The 24,539-nt window shown below is 29.4% G+C and carries 24 protein-coding genes and 1 riboswitch; of the genes, 4 read left to right on the top strand and 20 right to left on the bottom strand.

Annotated elements, in window-relative coordinates; all coding sequences use genetic code 11:
* Positions 1-69 precede the first annotated feature (69 nt).
* Both metK and M2214_RS00645 read right to left on the bottom strand, forming a co-directional pair.
* Complete coding sequence (metK, locus tag M2214_RS00650) at positions 70-1,254, bottom strand: methionine adenosyltransferase (protein WP_248481653.1); 1,185 nt, start codon at positions 1,252-1,254, stop codon at positions 70-72.
* 113 nt (positions 1,255-1,367) lie between these two features.
* A riboswitch (SAM riboswitch) is annotated at positions 1,368-1,473 on the bottom strand.
* A gap of 69 nt (positions 1,474-1,542) precedes the next feature.
* Positions 1,543-1,986, bottom strand: a complete 444-nt coding sequence (locus M2214_RS00645; protein WP_248481651.1) for a COG2426 family protein — start codon at positions 1,984-1,986, stop codon at positions 1,543-1,545.
* A gap of 204 nt (positions 1,987-2,190) precedes the next feature.
* Between M2214_RS00645 and M2214_RS00640 the strand changes: the two genes are divergently transcribed.
* From M2214_RS00640 to yyaC, 3 genes are all read left to right on the top strand, one after another.
* Positions 2,191-2,925 (top strand): tRNA 2-thiocytidine biosynthesis TtcA family protein, encoded by a 735-nt coding sequence (locus tag M2214_RS00640; RefSeq protein ID WP_248481649.1) that lies wholly within the window; start codon positions 2,191-2,193, stop codon positions 2,923-2,925.
* A gap of 5 nt (positions 2,926-2,930) precedes the next feature.
* A complete protein-coding gene (locus tag M2214_RS00635; protein ID WP_248481647.1) occupies positions 2,931-4,958 on the top strand; it encodes a phosphodiester glycosidase family protein in 2,028 nt (675 codons plus the stop codon).
* 214 nt (positions 4,959-5,172) lie between these two features.
* Positions 5,173-5,682 carry a spore protease YyaC gene (gene yyaC / locus M2214_RS00630; RefSeq protein WP_248481646.1) on the top strand — a complete coding sequence of 170 codons (510 nt, stop codon included), beginning with the start codon at positions 5,173-5,175 and terminating at the stop codon, positions 5,680-5,682.
* A 116-nt stretch (positions 5,683-5,798) separates the two neighbouring features.
* Here yyaC and M2214_RS00625 read toward each other — a convergent pair whose 3' ends face one another.
* From M2214_RS00625 to M2214_RS00565, 13 genes are all read right to left on the bottom strand, one after another.
* Complete coding sequence (locus M2214_RS00625) at positions 5,799-6,737, bottom strand: AEC family transporter (RefSeq protein ID WP_248481644.1); 939 nt, start codon at positions 6,735-6,737, stop codon at positions 5,799-5,801.
* Between the two features lie 521 nt (positions 6,738-7,258).
* Positions 7,259-7,690, bottom strand: coding sequence for a 3-hydroxyacyl-ACP dehydratase FabZ (fabZ, locus tag M2214_RS00620; protein WP_248481642.1), 432 nt, complete (start codon positions 7,688-7,690; stop codon positions 7,259-7,261).
* 95 nt (positions 7,691-7,785) lie between these two features.
* Positions 7,786-8,088: a rod-binding protein gene (locus M2214_RS00615; protein ID WP_248481641.1), complete on the bottom strand. Its 303-nt coding sequence runs from the start codon at positions 8,086-8,088 to the stop codon at positions 7,786-7,788.
* 13 nt (positions 8,089-8,101) lie between these two features.
* On the bottom strand, positions 8,102-8,896 hold the full coding sequence (gene flgG / locus M2214_RS00610; RefSeq protein ID WP_248481639.1) for a flagellar basal-body rod protein FlgG: 795 nt from the start codon (positions 8,894-8,896) through the stop codon (positions 8,102-8,104).
* Between the two features lie 15 nt (positions 8,897-8,911).
* A complete protein-coding gene (locus M2214_RS00605) occupies positions 8,912-10,012 on the bottom strand; it encodes a flagellar hook-basal body protein (RefSeq protein WP_248481637.1) in 1,101 nt (366 codons plus the stop codon).
* 106 nt (positions 10,013-10,118) lie between these two features.
* Entirely contained in the window at positions 10,119-11,123 is a 1,005-nt protein-coding gene (gene mreB, locus M2214_RS00600; RefSeq protein WP_248481635.1) for a rod shape-determining protein MreB, read from the bottom strand.
* A gap of 101 nt (positions 11,124-11,224) precedes the next feature.
* Entirely contained in the window at positions 11,225-11,488 is a 264-nt protein-coding gene (gene spoIIID / locus M2214_RS00595) for a sporulation transcriptional regulator SpoIIID (protein ID WP_248481634.1), read from the bottom strand.
* Between the two features lie 94 nt (positions 11,489-11,582).
* A complete protein-coding gene (locus tag M2214_RS00590) occupies positions 11,583-12,350 on the bottom strand; it encodes a peptidoglycan DD-metalloendopeptidase family protein (protein WP_248481632.1) in 768 nt (255 codons plus the stop codon).
* An 85-nt stretch (positions 12,351-12,435) separates the two neighbouring features.
* Complete coding sequence (gene spoIID, locus M2214_RS00585) at positions 12,436-13,413, bottom strand: stage II sporulation protein D (RefSeq protein WP_248481630.1); 978 nt, start codon at positions 13,411-13,413, stop codon at positions 12,436-12,438.
* A 56-nt stretch (positions 13,414-13,469) separates the two neighbouring features.
* On the bottom strand, positions 13,470-14,723 hold the full coding sequence (gene murA, locus M2214_RS00580) for a UDP-N-acetylglucosamine 1-carboxyvinyltransferase (RefSeq protein ID WP_248481628.1): 1,254 nt from the start codon (positions 14,721-14,723) through the stop codon (positions 13,470-13,472).
* 16 nt (positions 14,724-14,739) lie between these two features.
* Positions 14,740-15,513 carry a YwmB family TATA-box binding protein gene (locus tag M2214_RS00575; protein WP_248481626.1) on the bottom strand — a complete coding sequence of 258 codons (774 nt, stop codon included), beginning with the start codon at positions 15,511-15,513 and terminating at the stop codon, positions 14,740-14,742.
* A gap of 65 nt (positions 15,514-15,578) precedes the next feature.
* A complete protein-coding gene (locus tag M2214_RS00570; RefSeq protein WP_248481624.1) occupies positions 15,579-17,150 on the bottom strand; it encodes a glycoside hydrolase family 26 protein in 1,572 nt (523 codons plus the stop codon).
* A 149-nt stretch (positions 17,151-17,299) separates the two neighbouring features.
* Positions 17,300-18,475, bottom strand: a complete 1,176-nt coding sequence (locus M2214_RS00565) for a class I SAM-dependent methyltransferase (protein WP_248481622.1) — start codon at positions 18,473-18,475, stop codon at positions 17,300-17,302.
* 164 nt (positions 18,476-18,639) lie between these two features.
* Here M2214_RS00565 and M2214_RS00560 point away from each other — a divergent pair, with 164 nt between their 5' ends.
* Positions 18,640-18,948 carry a hypothetical protein gene (locus M2214_RS00560; RefSeq protein WP_248481620.1) on the top strand — a complete coding sequence of 103 codons (309 nt, stop codon included), beginning with the start codon at positions 18,640-18,642 and terminating at the stop codon, positions 18,946-18,948.
* A gap of 96 nt (positions 18,949-19,044) precedes the next feature.
* Here M2214_RS00560 and M2214_RS00555 read toward each other — a convergent pair whose 3' ends face one another.
* The 5 genes from M2214_RS00555 to glmS form a co-directional block, all read right to left on the bottom strand.
* On the bottom strand, positions 19,045-19,494 hold the full coding sequence (locus M2214_RS00555) for a Fur family transcriptional regulator (protein ID WP_248481618.1): 450 nt from the start codon (positions 19,492-19,494) through the stop codon (positions 19,045-19,047).
* A 564-nt stretch (positions 19,495-20,058) separates the two neighbouring features.
* Positions 20,059-21,321, bottom strand: coding sequence for a DUF4179 domain-containing protein (locus tag M2214_RS00550; protein WP_248481616.1), 1,263 nt, complete (start codon positions 21,319-21,321; stop codon positions 20,059-20,061).
* Positions 21,322-21,449: 128 nt separating this feature from the next.
* Complete coding sequence (locus M2214_RS00545; protein WP_248481614.1) at positions 21,450-21,761, bottom strand: hypothetical protein; 312 nt, start codon at positions 21,759-21,761, stop codon at positions 21,450-21,452.
* Positions 21,762-22,051: 290 nt separating this feature from the next.
* Positions 22,052-22,555 (bottom strand): superoxide dismutase family protein, encoded by a 504-nt coding sequence (locus M2214_RS00540; protein WP_248481612.1) that lies wholly within the window; start codon positions 22,553-22,555, stop codon positions 22,052-22,054.
* Positions 22,556-22,699: 144 nt separating this feature from the next.
* Complete coding sequence (gene glmS / locus M2214_RS00535) at positions 22,700-24,526, bottom strand: glutamine--fructose-6-phosphate transaminase (isomerizing) (protein ID WP_248481610.1); 1,827 nt, start codon at positions 24,524-24,526, stop codon at positions 22,700-22,702.
* Positions 24,527-24,539 lie beyond the last annotated feature (13 nt).

Raw genomic sequence — 24,539 nt, 5'->3', positions numbered from 1 at the left:
TCTTGTATTTATATATACTTTTAAGCAAAATAAAAGAGGCTTATTCAAGCCTCTTTTATAAAAAATATATTATTGTAATGCTTCTTTTTTAAGTATTTCAGCCTTATCAGTTCTCTCCCAAGCAAAATCAAAATCAGTTCTTCCAAAGTGTCCATAAGCTGCTGTATGTCTGAATACAGGCTTTTTAAGATCTAGATCTCTTATTATAGCTCCTGGTCTTAAATCAAAGTGCTTCTTAACAAGCTCTACTAGTTTTTCTTCTGAAACTTTACCAGTTCCAAATGTCTCAACCATTATAGATACAGGCTCTGCAACACCTATTGCATAAGCTAACTCTAGTTCACATTTCTTAGCAAGTCCTGCTGCAACTATGTTCTTAGCAACATATCTTGCTGCATAAGCTGCTGATCTATCAACCTTAGTAGCATCTTTTCCTGAGAAAGCTCCACCACCGTGTCTTGAGTATCCACCGTAAGTATCTACTATTATCTTTCTTCCTGTAAGACCTGCATCTCCACAAGGTCCTCCTATAACGAATCTTCCTGTTGGATTAACTAATATTCTAGTATCAACTAATAATTCTTCTGGTATAACAGGATTTATAACATGCTCTATTAAATCTTTCTCTATTTGTTCTCTAGTTACTTCTGGACTGTGTTGAGTTGATATTAAAACAGTATCTACTCTTACAACCTTATCTCCATCATACTCAACTGTAACCTGAGTCTTACCATCTGGTCTTAAGTAATTTAAAGTACCATTTTTTCTAACTTCTGATAATTTTCTAGATAATTTGTGAGATAAAGATATAGGCATAGGCATTAACTCTTCTGTCTCATCACAAGCAAATCCAAACATTATACCTTGGTCTCCTGCTCCTACTGCTTCAACCTCATCATCCATCTTTCCTTCTTTACTCTCTAATGCTTCATCAACTCCCATGGCGATATCAGAAGACTGCTCATCTATAGCAAGAAGTACTGCACAAGTATCTCCATCAAAGCCATACTTAGCTCTATCATATCCTATTTCTTTAATTCTATTTCTAACAACCTTTTGAATATCTACGTAAGCACTAGTAGATATTTCACCTGATATTAAAACAAGTCCTGTAGTAACTGATGTCTCACAAGCAACTCTTGAGTTAGGATCTTGCTCAAGTAATGCATCTAATATTGAATCCGATATTTGGTCACATATTTTATCTGGATGCCCCTCCGTAACTGATTCTGAAGTAAATAATCTTTTAGCCATTTTAGTACCTCCCTATTTTTATTTATCTATATTGTATTTTCAATATAATTTTTTATTTTATACATAAAAAAATCTCTTCCGCAAAAGAAGAGACTAATTCGAACTTAAATTAGACCTCATCTTCCAAAGCTTAGCTTTGTAGGAATTAGCACCATTCTCCATTACTGGATGGTTGCTGGGTTTCATCGGGCCTATTCCCTCCACCTCTCTTAATAAGGTATTAAGATTGTATTCAATTAACTGACTCAGTCTATAATACTATTTTAAAATTCATTTGTCAATCAGTATTTAAGTAAAATTTAATGTAATAAACGAAACTATCATTCCAGCTAATATATTACCAATAACAATTCCTAGTACAGCATCTTTAATCCTCATGTTGAAAACAGAGGCAACCATGGCTGCCGTCCATGTTCCCGTAGTAGGAAGAGGTATTCCAACAAATAGTATTATGCCCAATAATTTTCTTTTCATTATCTTATCACTGTTCTTATTTACCTTATTATCTAAGAAATCTCCAAACCATTTAAAATATTTATTCTTTTTTAACCACTTAAGTAAATCCTTAAAAAACATTATCAAAAACGGAGCTGGAATTATAGCTCCTATAACACACGATATGTAGACATATATAGGATTTAAATTTTGAATTATACCTACAGGTATAGCCCCTCTAAGTTCAATTATAGGAACCATAGATATAAGAATCAAATGTATATATTCTGAAATCATTGATATTGTCACTCCTCATTTTCAAAATTCAATACCTCTATTATATATTAAAATTTAATCTTATTGTAATTGAATTTATATTATTTTTAATATAAACTCATTGTATAGATTCAAATATTGTATACATACTAAAGTTTTCCACTTACATTATATTCTTTGTAAGGTAAATATTTGAATTGCAACTACATAACAAGGAGTGGCAAAATGAAAAAAATACTTGGAAAAATAAGGCGTGCCTGTGATGATTACACTATGATACAGGATAACGATAAAATAGCAGTAGGATTCTCTGGAGGAAAAGATAGTATATCTCTTATATACGCACTTAAATTATTTCAAAGATTCTCTCCTAATAAATTCGAGCTAGAAGCTATAACAGTAGACCCTGGGTTTGAAAATATGAATTTGGATGCTGCTAAAAAATTTTTAAAGGAAATAGATGTTCCCTATACTATAATCAAAACCGAAATATCTAAAATAGTATTCGATGAAAGAAAAGAGTCTAACCCCTGTTCATTATGCTCTAAAATGAGAAGAGGAGCTTTAAATGACGAAGCAAAAAAAAGAGGAATAAATAAAATAGCACTAGGACACCACCTTGACGATGGAATATCAACTTTATTTTTAAGCATGTTCTACGAAGGAAGAATTAATACATTCAAGCCAGTTACATACCTTGATAGAACAGATATAACTACTATTAGACCCTTAATATATATATCAGAGAAAAGCATAATAGAATCAGTTGAACGAAATAGTCTACCAGTTCTCAAAAGCCCTTGCCCTGTTGACGGCAAGACAAAAAGAGAATTTGCAAATGAAATTGTACGAGACCTAGGAGGTAAGGTTCCCGATTTTAAAAAGAAAATGCTTAAAGCTATGCAAAATAAAGAACAAACTCAATTATGGTTTAAACCTGAGTCATTAGAAAAGGAGTGATTTTTATGAATAAAAAACTTATAAGCTTTATGTTAGCAGGTTTCTTTATACTTTCATCTTCAACTAGTATATTTGCAAACTCAGTTATAAGAGAAAGTCAAAAAGAAATAATGCTTGCAAAGGGCGTAACATATAAAAATGTTTACTCTTTCACAGAAAGCGGTATACAAAATATAAATCTAGTTTATGTAGACTTAGATAATCCTGACATAAAATTAGATTTATTATTCAACAAAGACGGGTTTAGTAAGACTCAAAAAGTCAGTGATATGGTAAAAAATGATTCTCTAAATAAAGATAATGGCGATATACTAGCCGCTATAAACGGAGACTTCTTTAGTATGTCAAGTCCTGCATTTTCATTAGGGCCTATGGTTAAGGATGGTAAAGTCTTATCAAATCCTCATTATCAAATAAATAAGTACTCATCGTTCTTAGTTGATAAAGATAAAAATGTTTTCTTTAGTTACTTAAAACCAGATGTAAGTATAACTGATATAACAAAAAATACACAACTTCCGATAGCAGCTGTAAATAAACCTAGTACATATTACGGAAACATAGTTATGTATACAAGTGAATATTTCAAAAACTCACCAGGAGCTAATGATACTTACTACGACCTTTGTGAAGTAGTTGTTGTAGATGATGTCGTTACAGATATAAGATATGGACAACCTTCAATTGAAATACCAGACAATGGATATGTATTGTTAGCTGCTGGAAATAACGGCATAACACTTAGAGATTCTTTCAGTCTGGGTGATGAGCTAAAACTAAATTCTACATTCAGCCTTGATTATGAAAATAATATAGATCTTGCTTTAGGAGGCGGAAGCTTAATATTAAAAGACGGAGAGATATACCCCCCAACACAAAAAGTCTCTGGTAAAAGCCAAAGATCTGCAGTAGGTTTGACTTACGACAATCAACTTATCCTATTTACAACAGATGGAAGACTTCCTAATGTTATAGGTATGCAAGAAGAAGATGTTGCTAATTACATGAAATCTTTAGGTTGCAAGGATGCTATGCTTTTCGATGGAGGAGGATCTACCGATCTTATAGTAAAAGATACTATAGTAAACACATTAGTAGGTGGGGCCGAAAGAAGGATAGTTGATTCTTTAGCCATTAAATCAACAGGTGAAAAAGATGAGTTTGATTCTATAGAAGCATTCATAGACAAAGATTTTGGATATGTTGATGAAAGGTTCAAGCTTACTGTAAATACATTCGATTCAGACCTTGACCCACTTAATATACCTGTTGAAAATATAGATTTTAGTGTATCAGGAATAGATGGTACATTTGATAAAAATGTATTTACTCCAACTAGTTCAGGAGAAGGTATTATCCATGTAGAATATGAAGGTGAAGATGTCTCTATACCTATAACTATAGTTGGAAAATCAAATACAGACCCTAATTTAGTGGATGAATTGGGAGAGAAAGGTATAAATATAGCTTTTTTAAGCGATATGAATAAAGTTAACACACTACTTGATAATCTAATTCATATAAAATATAGACAAGATATAGAAAAAAATGCAGATAATTTATTATTATTATCTAATTCAAATGCAGCATTTGAAGAAAAACTAAATAAACCTTACTACAACTTTAATGGATCTTATTCAAGTCAAGTTGTAGACAACAACCTTATAATAAATCTTAACAGCTCAAATGGAGGTTTCTTTAAATCAGAGGGTCAATGGGACTTTTTTAGAAATTCACTAGATACTACACTTGATAATATATTCATAGTGCTTAATTCTAAAGAATCCTTAAAAATAAAAGATGAAGCTTATGAATTCAAAAGAACTCTACACGAAGCTTCAAAAGATAAGAATGTCTACGTTGTTTATAGAGGAAATGATTTTAATCAAACAGTAGAAGATAATGTAAGGTTTATAAGCATCCCAGACTACAAAGATGTATATAAAAACGACTTCTTAAATGATTATAGATATCTTCTAATTAATATAGACGGAACAGATATAGAATATACTTATAGAAAGCTCTTTAACTAAAGATTTTATAAAAGCTTGTCTGATTAAAAATTTAAATTTTATTAATAAGTACTGTCATCGTAAGTTCTCGAAAAAAACTATAACATAAAATTTTATACGCTTTTCAAGAACCATATCATAGTTTTAAGCATACCATGTAATATGAGGAAGTTTAGATTTAAACTTTCTCATATTTTTTTATTTTCTCCATATAATTAATTAGGAGGTGCTATCTGTGTATTTAGCTAAGGCAAATTATAAAGAAGAAAACGTCATTTGTGTTTTGAAAGAAATTTTAACAACTATAATCAACGATAACACGGTTATAATTTGTATAGGAACAGATAGATGCATAGGCGATTCTCTAGGTCCCCTAGTTGGAACTATGCTAAAGAACAGTGATTATAAATATCCTATTTATGGAACTTTGGATGATCCTATTCATGCCTTGAATATTCATGAATCACTAGATTATATAAAAAACAAACATCCAGAAGCTAATTTCGTAGCTATAGATGCTTGTTTAGGAGAAGTTAATAATATAGGCAATATTCAAATCAGAGAAGGCCCTATTCTTCCTGGAAAAGGAGTTGGAAAAACACTTCCTCAAATAGGCGATTATTCAATAGTTGCCATAGTTGATGAAATTGATGAAAATAGTAAATTTGCATTTAATAACATACGTCTTAGTTTTATCGTTCAGATGTCAGAGTTAATAGCAACGTCTATCATACTCTCATCATAAGGTTCGCATTATGCTAACGCATATGCTCATGTCGCCAACGACTCTTCACAGACCCCGTTGCTTAGAATAGTTGATGTTTTAGTACTCTAAGCTATGTTATGTATAATGCCAGAGTTTTATAAGTTACTATTCATCATGAAGACGATTAACGGTATTGTTATTACGGATAATAACGTTGTTATAAATATCCCTTGAGACGCTAATATATGGTCATTATCGTATTTAGTTGCAAATATAGCACAATTTGCAGCACTTGGCATTCCAGATACGATAGATGGTATACCTAATAATAAACCATTTAGATGAAATACATTCTTTAAAGTAAGATATACTATAAACGGAATAATCAAAAGTCTTAAACAAGAAACTATAAGTAAATACTTATTTCTAATTGCTTCTTTTATACTAGATTGAGCTAGTATTGACCCAACCAGTATCATAGACATAGGTGTCGTTGTATTTGCAAGCACATTTAATATATTATATATAGGAGTTGGTATCTTTATAGATAATAAAAACAAAGTATATCCTGTTATTATTGCAAACATACCCGGATTAAACACTATTTGTTTTATATTTACACTATTATCTTTATCAGAATGTCTAGACATTATCATAACACCTAAACTCCATACTAATATATTAAACGGCATATTAAATAGTGCTGTATAAAAAACACCAGAATCTCCATAAATAGAACTTATAACTGGATACCCCATAAAACCTACATTAGGAAATATAATTAAATATTGTATTATATCTTTAATCTTTCCCTTTACATCCAAGTTTTTTATAACAAAAAAAGATATTAATATTGACATTAAATACATCGATATAGATATTATTATTATTCCTATACTACTTTTTAACATTTCTTTCGAAAAATCATACTGCATAGATTTTATTATTAACGCTGGAAGAGTTATATATAAAACTATGTTACTAAGCTCTTTATTTAGATTTTGAGTTATAAGTTCTTTCTTATTTGCTGTATAGCCTATTAATATTAGTGCAAATAACATAAATACCTGATTAAATGTAGACATAAAATTCATAATTATACCCCCAAAGTTTATTATCCTACTATAATATACTATTTAAAGAAAATTTGTCTATAAATTCATCCATAATAAAAAATCTTTATTATATGTAAGTTATTAAAATATGTCTATAAAAATACCGCTAATATACTATATATTTCTCTAAGTCGTTAAGAGAAATATATAAAAGATTAGCTAACATTTTCATAGACATATTTTTAATTTTAATAACTATTATTGAATAAGATTTTCCTCAATATATAAAAAACTTTTATGAACATACTTAAACATTTAAGTATAAATATTAAAAATGAAGCTCATTAAAATGTTAGATACTTTTGATTAATATTTTTCTATAAAACTTAGACTGCGTCGTTTAAATACCCGTTAAAAAACTTCATTGTTTGGACATAGTGAGTTTATGAAGTTTTAGGGCATTTAATAAGACGCTGTCTTTAGTTTTATAAAAATATTAATTAAGTATCGTTATTTTAATGGGCTTCATTTTTCTCTTAAGTACTAACACTTTTGAAATTTTAGTTTTTATCTACCAATGCAAACATTAAAGTTCCACTACAAGCTAATTCTTCTCCAACATAAGCCTTAGCTTCTGCTTTTCCTATTCCTCTTCTCATAGCTATCATTTCAACTTCCATTTTAAGAGTATCTCCTGGTCTTACTTCTTTTCTAAATCTAACTTTATCTATTCCTGTGAAAACTCCTAATTTTCCCTTGTTTTCTTCTACTGTCATCATAGCAACTGCTCCCACTTGAGCCATAGCTTCAACAATTAAAACACCTGGCATTAAAGGATAATCCGGGAAATGACCTTGGAAGAAAGGCTCATTTACAGTTACATTCTTTATACCAACTGCTCTTTTACCTTCTTCTAATTCAACTACTTTATCCACTAGTAGAAAAGGGTATCTATGTGGTATTATCTTTTTTATTTCATCTACATTAAGCATATTTTAAAACCTCCTTATAGTATCTAGTACTAATTTTATAATTAGTATACCATAAAAAATATACAAAAAAACAGCCTATATCTATTAGATAATGGCTATTTTTTAATATATGTTTTATTAAATTGATCGTATATACTTTTAGCTAATCCTAAAGATGAACATTTTGAAGACTTAACTGCAAGTTCTTCTGCATATAAATCTTCAAAAATCTCTCTTCCTTGAGATTTCTCAAACAAAGAATCCTTAGGAATAGTCTTTTTCATTTCTTTTAGCATTATTTTTAAAAACTCTGCTTCTATATCTTCACAAGCTTTCATAAGCTTCTTATCATCTTCTTTGGTATTTTTAACCTTACTCTTTAATGTATCTAAGTTTGTATAATTATTTGTTATATTCACTTAAATCACCAACCTATCTTCTAAGGTTATTAGCCATCTGCATCATATCGTCAGCTGTTTGTATAGACTTTGAATTCATCTCATATGCTCTTTGAGCTGTTATCATCTTTATCATCTCATCTACTACTTGTACATTTGAAGTCTCTAAAAAACCTTGATACACACTAGTTTCAGAATCTTCTTCATCAAGAATTATTTCTTCTCCAGACGCACCTGTAGCCTTATAGAGATTTTTACCTGTAGCTTCAAGACCTGATGGATTTAAGAACTGAACAATCTTAATTTGACCTAGTTCTTCAGTTTCTCCATCCGCATTCTTGACAGTAATATAACCAGCTGCATCTACATTAAAATCCGTCTGACCATCCTCTATTATTATTTCATCATCGTCTGCAGATAAAACTGTATAGCCTTCTGTTGTAACAAGTTTTTTAGTGTCCTCATCTACACTTAATTTAAATGACCCATCTCTTGTATATAGATTTTGACCATTTGGGCTTTGTATTGCAAAGAATCCTTTTCCATCAAGAGCTAAATCGGTCGGGTTCTCTGTTCTTTCAAGGTTTCCATTTTCAAATATTCTACTAGTAGCAGATGTCATAACACCATGTCCTATTTGTAGATTAGATGGACTACCTTGTCCTTCTACCAAATTAGATTTTTTTATATTTTCGTATAATAAATCCTTGAACTCTATTCTTTGTTTTTTATAACCTGTAGTATTAACATTTGCTAAGTTATTAGAAACATTATCCATATTAAGTTGCTGTGCTTTCATTCCACTAGCAGCAGTCCACAGTGCTCTCATAATCTACACCCCCAATTAAACTTTTCCTATTTCATTTACTGCCTTTCCTAACATTTCATCATAAGCTTTTACCACTTTTTGATTACTTTCATACTCTCTGAACACAGTAATCATATCCACCATCTCATTTACTGAATTCACATTAGAAGTTTCGATAAATCCTTGAAGCAGATCTGCATCAAATTTTTGTTCATTTGGGTCTATTCCCTCTTCTACCTTATATAAATTGTTTCCTTCTTTTCTAAGGGCATTGACATTTAGTACATTTACTACATCTATTGTGTCATAGTATTCATCTGTACCATAGTATTCATCTTTTATATATATGTCTCCATTTTTATTTATCTTAAAGCCTTTGTCCATAGTTATTATGCCTTCTTTTCCAAGTACATAATTTCCATCTGCATTAACTAGTTCTCCTTTATCGTTTAGTAAAAAAGAACCGTCTCTTGTATATCTAATTCCATCCTCAGTTTGAATCTTAAAGAATCCTTTACCTTTTATAGCAAAATCTAATTTATTATCAGTTTGCTTCATCTGTCCTGAAATAAAGTTAGTTTGAATTCTATCAAGTCTTAGCCCTCCATTTATAGTTCCTATAACATTTTTAGACGGAGTATAAATAAGATTTGCTACTACATTTCCATTAGATATAATATTTCCACTTTTATCATCAACTTGAATATCATTATTATCAACTTTTATTTTGTTTTGTTCAGAATCTAATAAATAGAATCCTGTACTGGTGTCTATTCCTTTATCTATATCTCTAGTATATGTTTTTAAATATCCTTCTTCATCTACACTAAATCTTACTGATTTATTATAGCTTGTCCCCATAGGGCTATCTACAGTAAAAAAACCTTTATTAGATTTAAGATAAAATCCTTGTCCATCTCTTTGAATATCTAATTTCAATTTACCATTTGTATTGTTTATATCATTTTCCAATTTCCCATTTATCTTACTTATCAGCATTTCAGGAAAAGCTTCTGAAATTACTACATCTTTTTTAAATCCAGATGTATTAGCATTTGCTATGTTATTACTAATAACATCTAATTTTTTTTGATTAGTCTGCATACCTGATGTCACAGTGTAAAGGCCTCTAAACATAATATCACTCCAAAAAAGTTTTTGCTAACTATATTTCGGCATAAATAGTAGAAAAGTTTAATTAAATTTGATTAAACTATATAATACTTTAGACTTATTTGTTATGCTATTTTCTAATATTTTTTAATATACCAGAATTCACATATGCTCCTGTTCCCTTAGCAACGCAAGATACCGCATCATCTGCTATATATACATCTATACCCGTTCTTTGAGATATTAATTTATCAAGTCCCCAAAGTAAAGATCCTCCACCTGTCATTACTATCCCCTTATCACTTATATCAGCAGATAATTCTGGAGGTGTTTTTTCTAATACGCTATGTACTGCATCTGCGATTTGTGCTATACACTCATTTAAGGCCTCTAACATTTCGCTAGAAGTTATTTCTATAGTAGTAGGTAGTCCTGATACTAAATTTCTACCTCTTACCGACATAGTCTCTTCAACCTCTTTAGGATATGCTATCCCTATATTTATTTTAATCTGTTCAGCAGTTCTTTCCCCTATAAGTAAGCTATGTTTTTTTTTCATATATTTTATTATAGCTTCATCAAATTTATCTCCCGCTACCTTTATAGAAGTACTTACAACATTTCCACCATATGATATTACAGCTACATCAGTTGTTCCTCCACCTATATCTATAACCATATTACCTTCAGCTTGCGATATATCAAGTCCAGCACCTATTGCTGCAGCTATTGGTTCTTCTATTAAATCCACGTCTCTTGCTCCTGCTTCCTTCGTTGCTTCTTCAACAGCTCTTTTTTCAACTTCCGTAACTCCTGATGGAACACATACAACTATTTCTGGCTTAAAGAATTTGAAAAACCCTCTTTTCCCGATAACCTTATCTATGAAATATTTAAGCATTTTTTCTGTAACATCATAATCAGATATTACTCCATCTCTAAGAGGTCTTATAGCAATTATATTTCCAGGTGTTCTTCCAATCATTTTTCTAGCTTCTTCTCCAACCGCTAAAACCTTTTTTGTTCTTTTTTCTATAGCAACTACAGACGGTTCTTTTAAGACTATTCCCTTACCTTTTACATAAACAAGTACCGTTGCTGTACCCAAATCTATTCCTATATTCGGATTAACCATTAAGCATGTCTCCTACCTTTCGTTTGAATTATTCTACATTTCTTCCTTCTACAAAAATATACAAAATTTTGGATTTCGTCAAGAAAAAAATACAGGTATATTTATCCTGTATTTTTACTAGTGCTTTCATATTTTAATTTTGTAGCCATTCCTCCCCTTATGTGCCTTTCTGATTTGTTTTTATCTAATACATTTTTTACTTCTTCGGCAAGCACTGGATTTATAGATTCTAACCTTTCGGTTATATCTTTATGTACTGTACTTTTACTAACTCCAAATTTCTTTGCAGTTTCTCTTACTGTAGTCCTTTTCTCTATTATGTATTTAGCTATAGTTACTGTTCTTTCTTCTATATATGCCTTCAACGGTCCCCCTCCTTAAAGGAATAGTCTTTAATCATATATATGTGTTTTGTACGAAAAATAGAACAGGCTTAACCTTATTTAAAGGTTAAGCCTGTTAATTAGAATTTATTATAGATAAAGGATCTATATTTTTATTATCTTTTAGAACTTCAAAATGTAAGTGAGGTCCTTCTTTACTCTCTATTATAGATGTATTTCCTACATTACCTATAATATCTTTACACTTTATCATTTGGCCTTTTTGAACTTTAGTTTCTAAAGATAAATTGCTATAGACACTCACTATATTGTCTTGATGTTTTAATTTAACTGTTATACCTTGTACACTATCTTTTAATACCTCTAATACTTCTCCATCCATAAAAGCACTTACAGGAGTTCCTTCTTTAGCTTGTATATCTATTCCCTTATGTAACTCCCATTGTTCTAATGTAACAGAATAAGTCGGTGTATTATCAGAATAATCTCTTCCTAATTTTCCTTGAACTGGCATAATAGCTTTTATTTGTTTAGTTGTTGTTTTTGCAACTTCTGTGTCAGGGTCTTTTTTAGCTTCATTTTCCTGTCTTAATTTTTCCTTTGCATTAGCCAAGTTTTGTTTAGAATCGGTTGCTGTAGGTATAGCTTGATCGTCTTCTTTTATAAGATGAATTTCATCCTCCTCATTGCTAGCTATTTTATCGTCATCTATTAACTCTCCTTGTTCGTAGTTAACAAATCCATTCTGAGATGCTATATTATCTATACTGTTTTTAGTAACCCATACAGCAGTTAAAGCTACTAAACACACGCAGACAAATAGTACTAAATAAAACCCATCTTTCTCTAATAATTTTTTAAATTTATTTTTTTTGTTATCCATTAATTTCACCTCCATCTATATTCTTACCGAATTTTTAAATTATATACTTTTTACTACATAAAAAAAGAAGGACTTATTTAGCCCTTCAATACTTATTCTCTATACTTACTCCTTTAAAATAATGCTTTAATATTTCATCGCATTTATAGCCTTTGTGAGCCATCCCATTTGCTCCCCATTGACTCATTCCTACTCCATGGCCATACCCCTTCGTCAATATATTTATAAAGTCGCCATCTACTTTTATATCGAAATCCGACGAATTAAGACCCAGTATGCTCCTAACTTTACTTCCTTTTATAACATTATTACCTACTCTTATTTCTTTTACAGAACCGCCTTCGCTTCTAGACATAATCTCTATATCTTTGTCAATATTATCAGATACTACAATTCCAACGCCCTTAAATTTGTTTACAAAATCACTCTTACTTATCTTCATATTTGCTCTAAATTTTGGTGATTCTTCTTCATATGGACTTTCAACAGATCTTAAGTAAGGAAGACTTGAGCTAAATACTTCTTCAGAATTTTCCGTTTTACCTCCACTAGTTGAATGATATAAAGGCTGTATAGTTCTTTCTTCATACGTCAATACCATTCCCCTAGTATCATCTACGGCTTTCTTTATCTTAGGCCAAGACTTACTCATCCATTTTTCATCATGTAGTTTCTCAAGAGTATTAGTATCTAAGTATTCCTGACAATGTCTATGATCCGTACAAACTACAGCTCCCTTATGCTGAGGTATTTTATCTCCTCCATTTTCTATTTTATGAAAAACATAGGATCTTGCCGCTATAGCCTGTGCCTTTAAAGCTTCTTCATCAAAGCTTGCTGGCATTTCAGATGCAACTACATTATATAAATACTGCTCTATATCCATATCTTCTACCTTATCTGTTTTTGTATTGTAAACTTTTATATTGATGGATTCAGTTATTTTAGTTTGTACAATTTTTTCCTGAAATATATCATCCTTATATATTCCAATGGTCAATATCACAGGTAAAACTACTATAACTAAAAAAGTATACACAACAACTAAAAAAGGGTTTTTCATAGACTTTCCTCCTTTGATTATCTCTATCAATAAAGTCTATGAAAACCCTCATATTATTATTCCTCTATAATTTCTATATTAGCACCTAAACTATTGAACTTCTTATCTATGTCTACATAACCTCTAAATATATGATATGTATCTCCTATAACAGTTTCACCCTCAGATACAAGTCCTGCAAGTATTAAGGCAGCTCCTGCTCTTAAATCAGTTGCATTTACAGTAGACCCTTGAAGCTGTTCCACTCCTTGAACTACTGCACTTCTTCCTTCTATCTTTATATTCGCACCCATTCTATTAAGCTCTGATACATTCATAAATCTATTTTCAAACACAGTCTCTATAACTACACCAGTTCCTTTTGCGACACTTAAAAGTGCCATAAACTGAGACTGCATATCAGTTGGAAAACCTGGATGAGGAAGAGTCTTTATATCAGTAGGTTTTATTTCATCTGGACCTATAACTCTTACAGCATTATCCATTTCGTGAACTTCACATCCAACCTCTCTAAGTTTTGCAATAGTAGGTTTTAGATGGTCTATTAATACATTATCTACTAATACATCGCCCTTAGTTATAGCTGCTGCTACCATATAAGTTCCCGCTTCTATTCTATCAGGTATTACAGTATGAGTAGCTCCTTTAAGCTCCTTTACACCCTTAATTTTGATAGTGTTAGTTCCTGCACCTTTAACATTTGCTCCCATTTCATTTAAGAAATTAGCTAAGTCAACTATTTCAGGTTCTTCAGCAACATTTTCTATGATAGTAGTTCCCTCTGCAAATACAGCTGCCATCATAATGTTTTCAGTAGCTCCAACAGATGGAAAATCTAGATATAATTTAGTTCCTATTAACTTATCAGCCTTAGCTTCTATAAATCCATGATCCATTTCAATTTCTGCTCCTAAAGATTTGAATCCTTTAAGATGAAGGTCTATAGGTCTTGTTCCTATAGCACAACCTCCTGGCATTGATATTTTAGAGCTTTTAAATCTAGCAAGTAACGGTCCCATTACTAAAAATGATGCTCTCATCTTTTTTACAAGCTCATAAGGAGCTTCACATGTATCTATATTAGTTGCATCTACCGTAAGTACATCTTCATTGAATTCTACTTTAGCACCTAAATGTCTTAAAAGATCCGATATAACATGTACATCTCTTAAGTTTGGTACTCCTTTTAATACTGATTGTCCTTTTGCAAGAAGTGTTGCTGCTATAACTGGGAGTACTGCGTTCTTCGCTCCATTTATTTTTACTGTTCCTTTTAAAGGTTGGCTTTTTCTAACTACTATCTTCGACACTCGTTTCAGTCCTTTCCTAATATTCTAATGTTATAAGAGGTGTACCTATGTAAATAAAAGTCTTATCATCGTATTCACTATATCTGATAGAAGCATTTACATTTATCTTATCTTCACCGTACTTTATACAATCACTTAATTTTTTAGTATATCCTGTTGTTGACAATATATTAACATCTTGAATTTCATCTTTTTTTTGCGCATCTAAATTGGATAATATATTGTCCACTATATTATTATAACATTTTTCATCTATTTTTCCTTCAAAAAATCCTGATATACAAGAATATATATCTATATCTTTTGAATATTTTTTTAAATTATTTTTAAGTTTAATATAATCCTCTACTATACCTTTATACACTTGATTCGTGTTAATGTCAACTATAATGTGAGTTTGTTCCATACTTTGACATCTTTCGCTATCAATTATAATAGATATACCTCGTTCTGCTTTATTTTGTCTATTTTTGTCATATACGTATATTTGTCTAAAATCTGTTTGTTCACTTCTTGTATATTCGATATTTTGTTTATCAATATCAAATTTAGTTACAAGTTCGTCAACTATTTTATCCATTTCTTCAAAGCTTAAAAATTTGTTATCCATCATAGCATGGCCATTTATATTGTAATTATCAAAAGTAGAATTAGTCTTTTCAAAAGAGTCTATTATAAGTTCATAATCTTTCTTATCCTTTTGATTGTCTTCTACATTAACTTGCTCAGCTGATGATGCCATACTGAAAAATAAAACTAATATTATTATAAATCCAAATATTCTTTTCATAATAAATCCCCCTTTAAATTGTATCTATTTTGATTATTGACAATTTAAAGGGGGTTATACATGTATTATTTTATTTTTTGAAATCCATTTTTGAATGCATTCATTAAATCTTCATTCGTATCTAGTCTATATGTTCTAGCTGGGTTACCATTTCTATCCCAATCTATTCCATTCCACCATATAGCTATTTTAATCCTTGGATAATTTTGTATTGTATTGAACATATTGTTTACCCAATTTATCTTATCTCCACCGACATCATTAGATCCAAATTCAGTTATCATAAGAGGTTGTTTAAATAGTTTAGTGTATTCATCATATACAGGAGTATATATACTATCAAACTCTCTCCAAACCTCTCCTTTATAGTAGTTACCTGTATTATAACCTGTAAGCCCTATAACATCTACATACTCATCTCCAGGATAGTAGTTTAGATAATGATTCCAAGAAAAGTTAGGAAAAGACTTATCATTAGGATTCCATACCCAAATTACATTATCCAAGCCCTCATCTTCAAATATCTTATATATATATTTCCAAAGTTCATTAAATATTAATGTATCCTTTGAATAATAATAGCTAGAATAAGTACACCAATCTCCATTCATCTCATTGTTTAATCTAAATAAAACTGGCTTTCCAAACTTTTTAATTTTTTTAGCATAATTTTTCAGCCAATGGTCATACTCTCCATCCAATATGTCGTAGCTAATATTTTTATTCACCGGAAGGCTTAAATCTGCTTTTGATGTTTGAAGTGTAAGCTCAACTATTTTTTTATCATTATAAGCTCTTTTAAGCTCTTCTATATCTAGTTCTGAATCTAGAGACTGATATTTTACTAAAACAGAAAAATCATAATCTAATCTACTCTCTAAACTATGTAAATAATTCATATCTGTTGGAGCTGTAGGCTCAAATATTCCAAAACTTACTTTATCAGAACTAGTTAAATAATTTTTATAAAACTCTTTAGTAGAATAATTCCACTTTTTGGCCATATTATCGTACATCTTGTTTATTCTAGCAGTCCCCTTTGGCTCAAAGAACTTCATAGTTCCAATAAGAGATTCAAAATATTCTATAGGCTGTTGAGACTTTAAAATCACTGTATAAACTTCATTGTTATTTTTCTTTATCTCAGCACTTGCATAGTAATTATAATCTTTATCAATTCTTTCAAGCTTCTTTCTACTCCATTTTATAATTCTAACATTATGACCATTAATATTAACTCTTTTGTCAGTCTCTAGATTGTGATACTCTCTGTTGTATAAAAATTTATTGCTGTAATTAGTGTAAACATTAAAATTCACCTTATCATAATATACTTCCATTATACTATTCCCATCTGTAAAGCTACTCTTATACAAAGACTCACTTGTATCCAAATTCATATAATTTGCAAACTGTATTGAATATCCCTTTGGATAATTTATGTACTCATTAGTATATTCATTTATTTTAACTACTTGATGAAAGTCATCCCATTCATTAAATACATTAGTATCAGATATCTGTCCATTTAGTATGTTTACTGCATTATCTTGTCCATACTCTACAGCGTATGTTGCCTTTATATTAATGCTAAATATAAAAATAAATATAATTGCATATAAAGATAGTTTTCTCATCAATATCCCCCTTATTAACCTATGTAATCCACTATATTATAACTTAATTAGAGCTATTTTTAAACTATATATATCTTTTTTTGATGATTAAATTCATTTTATTCAATAATAATCTCTTTTTGAATCCTTCAAGCAATCTAAAAGAACAGCTATATTAGCTGTTCTTTTGATATAATGTTATTCTCTAAAAGTAACTTTTCTAAATAAGGACTTGCATTTAAGAATTTCTTAAATTGTTTATATTCATCGACAAGAGATTTATTTACTTTGTCTCTAGATTTAACACCTCTTATTAAAAGGTTCTTAGGAGTATGCTCAGTCTCTATAAATTCTAATATCTGAGTATTATATCCAAGTATCTCAAGAAGATTAGCTCTTATTGAATCTGTCGCAAGAGATGAAAATCTTTCTTTTATTATCCCATGCTTTAACATGGGACTTAACAAATCATTTTTTATCTGTGAATTTAACTCATGCTGACAGCACGGAACTGATAATATAACTTTACTATTCCAGCAAATAGCTTTAAATAATGCCATATCAGTAGCTATATCACAAGCATGAAGAGTTACTACCATATCAACCTCTGTAAATTCATTAAAATCAGATATATTACCTATTTGGAAGCTCAAATTCTCATAATTTAATTCCCTAGCAACCTTATTACAATACTCTATAACATCTTTTTTAAGATCAAGTCCTACTATTTCAACGTTGAATTTAGCTATCTTCACAAGGTAATAGTACATAGCAAACGTAAGATAAGACTTTCCACATCCAAAGTCTATAATCTTTATTTTCTTATTTTTATCAAAATTCAATTCTACATCCTTGACCATCTCTAAAAATCTATTTAGCTGTCTAAACTTATCTCTCTTTTGTTTTTTGACATTTCCATTTTCATTCATAACTCCTAGATACTGAAGAAAATCACACGGAACATCCTCTTCTAGTATATATTTTTTCTTTCTATTATGAGATGTATCAACAGGCTTTTTAGTTGCTTTCTTCTTTAACACAGTGGCCTTTAATTTTTTGCTTATAAGTATTTGATAGTCATTGTTGACACAATACATCTGAGCTTGCTTAAAGTTTCCGTTTATATTATCTATTATTTCATCAGTGCATTCTTTAGGTGATAAGTTTTTGTGTATTTCTTTATTAGCATATATATAGGTAAACTGATACATAAAGTCATTTTTTATTTCTATAGGTCTTATATTTATTTTGTTGTACTCTAACTCTTTATTTCTTTTATTGCTAAGAACTAATTGAATTAATTCTTTCTTATCTATAGTATCTTTGATTAAATCATTAGCATTCATAATATTATCCTCTTTCTAATTGTTATTAATTTAGTATATATGATATAGTATCATTTTATTTATATAAGTACAAATTTACTAATTTAATATATGGATTATCTAAAATATTATTTTTAATAATACTATTGCTTATGGGAATACTACAAGAAAAGGTGGTGATGTTTTTGAATATAGATACATCTATATCATGCCCAAATTGTAATGGCAAAGATTTTTCATTAAAATATGAGGCAAAGTATGTATATGTTTATAAAGTAGATATGAATAATGTTGAATCTATAAATAAGTCTTCTCATGTCCCTTTTTTATTTGATACAAGGGACAAAACTGACTCTAATCAGTATATAGAATGTGAAAGCTGCAAAGCTAGATATAAATGTGATCTTGAACACGATCATGAAAAAATAGATTTTACTATACTTCAAAGAGCGATTCGCTCAGATCATATACAAAAACCCGAATTTTTTGGTTAATAATAGAGGACATGTTAATTTATATTATAAATAACTAAATTTACATGTCTTTTTTTAATTACTTTTTCCTTTATTCCACTCTTTATTTTATTAATTTTACAACTTTTTATCCTCACTGCATTTATCACACAACCCTATAAGCATTATATTCGCATCATGTATTTGCAACTTTTCATTTTCTCCTATTTCTCTATTTAATTTCAAATATTTAATCTCTACGCTAGAATTATCAACATCTATTATACTATTACATTTATAACATTTGAAATGTATATGTAGGGGTTTTTTACTATACATTTTTAGTTCATAATAACTAATTCCATCTACATGAATTTCTTTAATTATGCCTATTGTTGTAAATAAATTCATAGTTCTATATACCGTTGCAAGACCTATATTGTTATTCTTTACCTTGCTATATATTTCTTTTGCAGTAAGATGAATATCTGCATTGAATAGTTCCTCTAATATTATTCTCTTTTGAATAGTGAATTTATATCCATTCTTCTCTATTAACTTTTTTATTGATAAAAATTCTTTCTTCATTAAATAATCTCCTTTTTAAGTTTTTAAATATACTTTTCATTCCTTGTCTACTTCATTTTTGGCATATGCTATTTTCAGTGTACCCCAATATTTTTTTGTTGTCAAATGCCAGTAATTTTCTTTTAGGCAAAAAATAAAACATGGCTTTGCATACAATTCTGTTTTTGCAAAGCCATGTTTTATTTATTAATGTCCTTTGTGCTTTTCTCTCTTTTTCTTCTGTTTTAGTTCAAATTTTCTTCTTTTTTCTTTTTTTTTATTTTTCTTTGAAGCCTTTTTGGATTTATTCTTTTATCCTTTTTCTTATCTGCATTTATTAGATCACTAAACTTTATATTAATTTGTCCACTCTCTCATATTTCTTTTTTCAACTATAGACTCCATTTGATATCCATAATAGTCCTTATCATACAAGAGTGATAATAAAATCATTTCAATTTCAGTCATATATAACCTCCTATTATAATATTAGAATAGTATCATATATGTTGTTTATAAATAATTGTATATAATAAAACCCATATAATTTTAGTTTGAAATCACATGAGTTTTATTATAATTTTTTTATTTAACCTCTATCTTAAAAGGTTTATTTATCAAATTATCATAATCGCTTATAGTTAGTGTTATAGGATTTTTGTACTTTACATCCTTATCTATCACATAATATATTTCTTTATAGTCATCTTCTTCTGAGTAACCTACACTGTAAGCACGAAAAGAAGCATTATCTTTATCTTTAAATTCAAAGCTAAAAGATATATCTCTATCACATTCAAATTTTAACTCATAATGATTTTTATTTTCTAAAAAAGAATCTTTTTCATCACTTACTTTTTTAAGTTTCAAATTAGATACTAATAATTTAATTAATTTTTTATTTTCTATATCAACTACTACCTCAAGTTTATCTTTTTCAAGAGCCTTTATACCACTACCATTTATATAAAGTTCTTCTCTATCCTCAAAATATGGACTTTCAAAATATAAAGATCTAGTAAATTCATCTTTATTAGAACTTATAATGCTATTTATCCCCAAGTTATATTCTTTATCCAAAGTTGATAATTTCAAATCTTTGATTTCAAATACTTCCATAGTATTATCTTCATCATATCTTATATCAAGAGTTGCAACAGTTGGATAAACAACAATATTATCTATAAATATATTTTGATTTTGAATATCTATAGTTTCATTTATATTATATATCTTTTCTTTAGCTTCAAATATCTTCTTATCTATAGGTATATACAGAGTATACATATAACTCGAATTATCTGAGTCGTTCATTTTATTAGAGTTCATTATTTCATCATATTCTTGTGAAGTATACTTAGATTCATTTAACGTTATATCCATCTTGATTTTTGATGGAGTTTTTATTTCTTCAGAAAGTATTATCTCGAAGCTATCATGTACTCTTTTCACCTTATTAAGATCTGTATCTTCATAAGATATATTAGGGCTTGTAGATCCTTCTATAGGTTCTTTATTTTCATCATATAAGCTATAGTATATTCTTTTAATATACCTATGATCTAATTTATTTTTTATAGTATAAAAAACTACAATTCTTTTTTTATCAACTATAATATTATCTACTGTAAACTCTAATCCATCTTGTTCTTGAGATTTTTTAACATCTTGTATAAAGCCAGATCCAATAGCCATCTGTACCCCTTTATCATCTACAGCATACACTCTATTAAAATCTATCTTAGATATAACAGAGTCTAAATACCAAGTTCTTTTATAAGCGTATGCAGATAAAGATATCAGAGTTAGTATAATTATAAATAAAATAACTGTTTTTTTATTAACCATATATAACCCCTCTCAATTAAATACTTCTCTATTATTATAATATAATTTTTCATATATGTTATATTTTGTTAAATATTATTTCTCATTTCTAATGTTGCACAAAAAAAGAGGCTTCCAGCCTCCTTATATCATCTACAACAATAACTATTATTATAGTAACTTTTCTTTTTTCCTTTACTTTTTCTTGTTTCAATTAGCTCTTCTATCTTATTAATATAATCTTCATCTTGTGAGATTCTTATTAAACTTGTTAGATAATAAAAATTTGTACTCTTTGGTATCTTTTTATTTACTACTAAATCAATAGCCATCTTTGCTGAGTTAAAATTTCTCAAATGAGTATGTCCATTACTAAAATCTTTTTTTAAATTATAAACAACATATCCTTTCTTTATAGGAAATATTATAAACTCTTTCTTTTCATAAACTTTACTGAACATACTACTCATTCCTTTCAATTTTTTTATAATAAGCTAAGCTTATATATTAAATTTTTCAGATTGAAGATGAGTACAGCTATTATTTATTAAGTTTTTTATATTTAAAAACATTATTCTTTTATCTACTTTTATTTTATGATATTGAATCCTTTTTATTATAAATTTCTTGTTAAATATAGTTTATATCTTGTTATTTGTATTAAAGTATATATTAATTATATATGTTAAATTGTAAAAAATTTTATCATTTGTATATTTGATATTAACGTTCTCATATGCACAAAGCTCTTTTACCATAAATATGGTATGCAAGAATTGTAAGTATTTATTATTCCACATGCAAGTCGTCTACCAGCATTTCCAGATGGTTGTGATCTGTAGTCATCTGGATTTTCATGAATAATTATAGACTTTCCAATAATATCTGAAATTTTGAATTTATTAGTAAAAAACCATATGATAGATTTTCCATCATTTGAAAACAACACTGGAAAGTCTCCTGCATGATTCCCATGTGGTTGATTTGTAGGATTCCAGTGTCCACCTGCATCTTTAAATGGTTCTTCAGATAAACCTACATTACAATTTCCAAATTCATGAATATGAAATCCATGTGGTCCAATAGGTGCCTTTTCTCCTTTTGCAGGTTGGTAATCTGGAAGACCTGTAATATTTACATATACTACAGTTCCGCCAGGTACATCTTGAAATAATACAACTCCTGTAATTTCAGGGGCTAAAGGTCCACCTTTTATATAAGAAACTGCACTCCTACATATATATTTCTTTCTCATCTAATTCACTCCATTTTTGTAATTAATATACTCTATATTATGTTATATAGACTTGGAGTGTTAAAAATAAATAGACCTATTATTGCAAATAAGCAATAATAGGTCTATTTATGACTTTATAAAAAATTTCTATTTAAGTATCTATTATTCAACTGTAACAGACTTAGCTAAATTTCTCGGCTTATCTACATCGCATCCTCTCTTAGTTGCAACATGATAAGAAAGTATTTGAAGTGGAACAACAGTTAATATACTAGATAATACATCATCAACATCTGGTATATATATAACATTATCTGCTGCCTTTTCTACCTCTTTATTTCCTTCCTTAGCAAGGGCTATTACATGAGCACCTCTTGCCTTAACTTCCTTCATATTAGAAACCATCTTCTCAAATAATCTATCTTGAGTAGCAAGCGATATAACTGGAGTACCTTCCTCTATTAACGCTATAGGTCCATGCTTTAACTCTCCTGCTGGAAAAGCCTCTGCATGTATATAAGATATCTCTTTTAACTTAAGAGCTCCCTCCATAGCAAGATAATAATCAAGACCTCTTCCTAAATAGAAAGCATCCTTAGAATCCTTTATTTTATCTGCTATCTTCTCTATCTCATCAGAATTATCTATTATCTGCTGTACCTTATCTGATGTTTCACCTAATTTGTTTATCATATCTTTATATTGCTCATTAGTTATAGTTCCTTTTTTGATTGCAAAATCAAGTGCTATCATGTATAAAGAAACAAGTTGAGTTGTATAAGCCTTAGTAGATGCAACAGCTATCTCAGGTCCTGCCCAAGTATAGAATACATCATCAGCTTCTCTTGCTACAGATGATCCTACAACATTTGTTATAGCTAAAATTCTAGCTCCCTTAGACTTAGCTTCCTTAAGAGCTGCTAAAGTATCTGCTGTTTCTCCTGATTGACTTACAACTATTAATAATGTATTTTCATCAACGAATGCATCTCTATATCTAAACTCAGAAGCTATATCAGTTTCTACTGGAATTTTTGCGAATTTTTCTATAGAATGCTTTCCAACAAGTCCAGCATAATAAGCCGTTCCACAAGCAACTATATATACCTTATTTATCTTATCAAGTTCAGCTTTAGTAAGCTTTATATCATCTAACTTTATGTTACCATTTTCATCAAGTCTTCTATTTAAAGTTTCTTTTATTCCGTTTGGTTGCTCATTTATCTCTTTTATCATAAAATGTTCAAATCCGCCCTTTGATGCAGCTTCTATATCCCACTTAACGTTATATACTTCTCTTTTTACTTCTTCTCTATCTTGATTAAATATCTTAACCCCATCTTTAGTTAAGTATACAACTTCTCCATTTTCTAAGAAGTAAACGTCTCTTGTATATTTTAAAAGTGCAGGTATATCTGATGCTATGAAGTTTTCATTTTCTCCAATACCTACAACTAGTGGACTCTCATTTCTAACCGCTACTAATTCATCTGGATTATCCTTAGATATTACCCCTAATGCATATGCCCCTCTTAACTTAGCCATAGCCTTATAAACAGCGTCTAATAGGTCTCCTTCATAGTAGTAGTCTACTAAGTGAGCTACAACCTCAGTATCTGTCTCTGATTTAAATACTTTCCCCTCCGATATTAACCATTCTTTTAACTGCATGTAGTTCTCTATTATACCATTATGAACTACAGCTATAGTTGAATCCATATTTAAATGAGGATGTGAATTAACATCTGATGGTGCTCCATGAGTTGCCCATCTTGTATGTCCTATACCTATATTAGATACTAAAGGATTTTCCTTTAAATCATCTGCTAAAACAGAAAGTCTTCCTTTAAATTTTCTAACAGATAAATTATCTCCTGAGTTTACAGCACAACCTGCTGAATCATAACCTCTGTACTCAAGCTTTGAAAGCCCTTCTATTAATACCTCTGTTGCTTGCCTATTTCCAATATAACCTACGATTCCACACATAACAAATAAACCT

The sequence above is a fragment of the Tepidibacter aestuarii genome (genome assembly GCF_934924865.1).
Lineage (GTDB): Bacteria > Bacillota > Clostridia > Peptostreptococcales > Peptostreptococcaceae > Tepidibacter_A > Tepidibacter_A aestuarii.
Note: the sequence above shows the minus strand (reverse complement) of the source record. Positions and strands in the feature narration are given on the sequence as shown.